The sequence below is a fragment of the Frankia sp. CcMO1 genome, from assembly GCF_977945845.1.
In genome coordinates this window covers 1-3,003 of sequence record NZ_CDWTMG010000209.1, presented here as the reverse complement: position 1 = coordinate 3,003, position 3,003 = coordinate 1, and the positions used below count along the sequence as shown (strand labels likewise).

The window sequence follows — 3,003 nt, the reverse complement described above, 5'->3', positions numbered from 1 at the left end:
AGCCACAGCGCCTCAAGGTGCGGGGCCTGCGCGGCGAGCTCCGCGAGCCCATCAGCGGGTGCGGTGGAGGCGAATGGGCCGAAGTGGGTCAGCTCGGCCAGTCTGGGCAGGGCCGACAGGTCGGTCACGGTGGCACCGCGGAGCAGGAGCCAGGTGAGGTTGTGCATGTTGGCCAGAACCGTGAAGTCGTGGACGGCTGCGATCGAGCCGATGATCAGCGACCGGAGCGCGGTCAGGCGGGTCAACGGCTCCAGCGAGGTGATGCCGGGATGGCGGGAGAAGTTCAGGTACTCCAATGCCGTGAGGCCGGCGATCTCGTCGAGGTCTCGACCGGCTCCGCTGTGGCTGACGTACAGGTCACGCAGGTGACGGTGTTTGTGGAGGATGTGCAGGCTGGTGGTGGCGCCTTCCCATAGTTCCAGTTCGGTCAGGGCGGGTACGTCGTCGAGGTCGGCGGGGTCGGTCGGCTCGGACAGGCTCACCCGAAGGTGTGCCAGGTGGTGCAGCCGGCGGGTGGCGGGCAGGAGCGGGCTGCTGGTGACGGTGGCCCATCCGTCGTCGAGGGGGGCGTCGGCGAGGACCTGGTTGGCGTAGTCGTGGGGGTCGAAGTACCGCCAGCAGTCGATCAGCTCGCGTTGAACCTCGCCGCGTGGGTCATGGGCGTAGCCGGCGAGGCGGTCGAGGGCTGCGGGTCCGTTGATGAGGGCGGCGGTGCGGACGGTGGCCGCCGCGGCGGCGGTGGACAGGTCGGCCAGGTCGGTGGGGAGCCGGTCGAGCATGGGCCGGCCGGCGACGGCGAGGGTGGGGGCCTCGTTGCGGCGGCGCGGTGGGAGCAGGGTGTCGATGGCGCGGTCGAGGCGCTCTCGCAGGTCGGCGGGTTCCAGGGAGGGGATGGTCTGCTGGCAGGCGGCGGCGAGCAGGGTCAGCTTGCGGCGGTTGGCGGGCTCGCGCTCCGCCCGGTCGAGGATGTCGCCGAGGAGTTCGGTCCGTTGCGTGGTGTTGGCGTGCCCGGCGGCCATGATGATGGTGTCGCGCCAGGTGTCGAGGTGGGCCTTGTCGGTCAGGACGCCGATGTCGTTGCGGTCGGTGGCCTCGCGGGCGCACAGGTACTCCTGGAAGGTGCGGTGTACGAAGTCGACCCGTTCGGCGACGGGTTCGCGGATCATGCCGCTGCGTTCCAGGAGGTGTCCGTACACCTCCTGGGCGGGGTGTGGGATCTGCATGGCCGCCTGGCGCTCGGTGAGGCAGTCCACTGCGGCGGCGCGGGAGGTTTCGGCGTGGTTGTTGCGGGTGAGCCACCAGGCCAGGTGCTGCAGCAGGTGCAGCTTGTCGGGGCTGCTCAGGCGCAGGGTACCGGCGGTGGGAATGTCGCGTTCGGCGTCGCGGCGTTCCAGCATCATGTCGACGGCCGCGGCGTAGAGGCTCATCCGGTCGCTGGGCAGGTGGGTGCCGCGGTCGAGGTTGAGCGCGCAAAGCATCGCGCACAGCAGCGGGCTGGCGGCCAGCGCCTGCAGGTGGGCGTTGGCGTCGAGCCAGCCGATCAGCTCCCGCTCGTGGCGGGCCAGCTCGTCCACGGCGCAGGGCAGGTCCGCAAGGTGGCGCACTGCCTGGTGCCAGTGCCTGATCAACGCGCGGGTGTCCGGCGGCCGCAACGGTTCCAGCATGGTCGCGGTGAACCCCTCGCTGGTGAGCCACCGCTGGGCGGCGGCGGCCGGGCGGGAGGTGACCACGACCGGGATGGACGGGTAGAGCGCGAGGATCTCGGCCAGCCACTGCCGCACGGCGGGGCGGCGTGCCGTGGGCAGCTCGTCGACCCCGTCCACCAGCAGCAGCGCCCGCCCGGTGGTCATCTGCCGGTGCGCCCAGGCGGGAGGGGCGAGCCCGGCAAGTGCCGCGATGGTGGCTTTGACCAGGTCGTCCTGGCCGGGCAGGTCGGTGGTGGCGTAGGACCGCAGCCGTACCAGAAACGGCACGTAGCCGTTCCAGGCGGCCAGGTCGGCGGTGAACCCGCTGCGGGCGGCGGTGACCGCCAGCCACTGCAGCACCGTGGTCTTGCCCGACCCGGCCTCGCCGCGCAGCAGGGTACGGTCGCCGCCGGCCAGGGCCTGCTCGATCCGCATCGTCGCCTCACCGTGGTCGGTCGCCTGCCGCGAGCCGGACTCGCGCAAGACACCCGGCTGCCAGGTTCGTACCCGACCCGGTCGGCGCGGCCGGGATTCGTCGACGGTGACCGACAGGCTGACGTACGCCATGCTCACCGCGGGCCGGACCTGGACCCGGCGGGTGTCGATACCGAACAGCTCCACCCCGTCCAATGTTCTGGCGGCCGTGGTCAGGTACCGGTGGCCGAACTCGGCGTCCCGGTCCGTGCCGCTGGGCGCGTCGAGGCTGCGTACCGGCACCCGGGCGAGCAGATCGTCCAGCTGCTGGCTCACGTCCGACAGCCGGAGCAGAAACTGCTGCTGCGCTCGGGCCTGGAACGGCTGGAGCTGGATGATCAGTTCGACGTAGGCGGTGCAGCATTCGCGCAGCACCGCGTCGAAGAACCGCCGACCGGCCGGATTGAGCTCGGCCCTGCGGATCAGCGGCCCGGCCCGGTCATAGATCAACTTGGCGAGCGCCGCCGGGTCAGCGTCGGCGGTCCACAACGCCTCGTCGGACACGCCGACGACGGTGAACGCCTGCACCACCGTCTCCAGCGCCGCCTGCCGTTCATGCTCGGCCAGCCCGCCCGCCCCGCGGCCGACATGGGTCAGCCGCTCGGCCACGGTGTCGGCGATCTGCTCGACCGCCCGCGCCGCGCGGCGCGCGGCGAACCCGTCCTGGTACCGACGGCTGATCAGCTCCGACAGCGGCAAAGCCCGCTCCTGACGGGAGCGGCGATCGGCCAGCAGCCGCCGAACCGCCGCGGTCGCCACCGCCGAGCCAGCCTTCAAGATCGCCTCGACACCACTCACCAGTCGCCCCCAGCGCCCGATTGCGTAGCCGCGAGGCAACGTAGCG

At 71.8% G+C, this 3,003-nt stretch carries 1 protein-coding gene; it reads right to left on the bottom strand.

Annotated features, from left to right (window positions below):
* Nucleotides 1-2,957: NACHT domain-containing protein (locus tag AC08OU_RS19375; protein WP_476605474.1), on the bottom strand; the 2,957-nt coding region annotated here is incomplete at its 3' end.
* Nucleotides 2,958-3,003 lie beyond the last annotated feature (46 nt).